At 60.7% G+C, this 907-nt stretch carries 1 protein-coding gene; it reads right to left on the reverse strand.

Features of this window, described 5'->3' with window-relative positions:
• On the reverse strand, positions 1–822 hold an 822-nt coding region (locus ACGLHR_RS51880; protein WP_400103925.1), incomplete at its 3' end, for a DUF4158 domain-containing protein.
• Positions 823–907: the final 85 nt, after the last annotated feature.

A 907-nucleotide genomic window follows, 5' to 3' on the forward strand; every position in this document is an offset into this window, starting at 1 on the left:
TTGCTGCGCGACTCGCTTGCTCACTGATGCCGGACGATTGGCACAGCGCTTGGCGTAGTAGCGTACCAGCGCTTCATTGCACGCCTCCGGCCAGTTGCGGTGAATGCCCATCTTGTAAAGGAGTTCGACCTTGTCGAACAATTCCCCCATCTGATGGGTCGAGGTTCGTAACGGGACGGTCCATAGCCATTGTTGCAGGCTGGCGCGGTCACAATGCGGGTGCGCCAGCGATGTGCCCCAAACGTCCAGGGAGGCAGCCCCATAGGCGCGCACCAGGGCGACGGCAAGCGCGGTCTCGGCGGTGGCGACGGCCTGACTGATCAGTCTTTTTAGTGCCCGGTCATGGGGTATCAGTATTCGATGTTCGTACAGCCAGCGCTTCAGTTCATGGAACAGCTCGGTGCGGCTCGGCTGACCCGTCAAACGTTCTTTGAGCCAGCGCGTAACATAGCGGCGCTGATGCTCAGCCATTGGGCTGAAGCCGAGGGCTTGATAGGCCAACATTTGGTGGTGTGCCAATGTATCTGTGCGCCCGTCGTAGAGCGCGTTGAGCGTGCCCATATCCGGCGGTGTCACACCGATCTGAGCGCCGACATGCGCCCAGAGAAATCTGGGCACTTGCTTGCAGGCGTCCAGCGTGCGTCCCGTCATGCGGATAAAGCCGATGTGTACGGCAACGGCCAGGCGATACCAGGGGCTGCGCCGGGCATCAATCAGCGCCCGTTCCTTGGGCGAGTAGGTGAAGAACGTGGCAAGCTCGAACTCGCTGAGTTCCCGTGGGATCTGCCGCATCCCGAGGTAGGCCAACCGCCAGTGATCCACCGCGCTCTCCCAAGCGTGAGACGGACTGCGGAGGGTAGCGGCAATGAGAAGGGATCGCAATGCCAGAACACGAATGTGCTGTTTT

The sequence above is a fragment of the Cupriavidus sp. CuC1 genome (genome assembly GCF_044627735.1).
Taxonomy (GTDB): domain Bacteria; phylum Pseudomonadota; class Gammaproteobacteria; order Burkholderiales; family Burkholderiaceae; genus Cupriavidus; species Cupriavidus ulmosensis.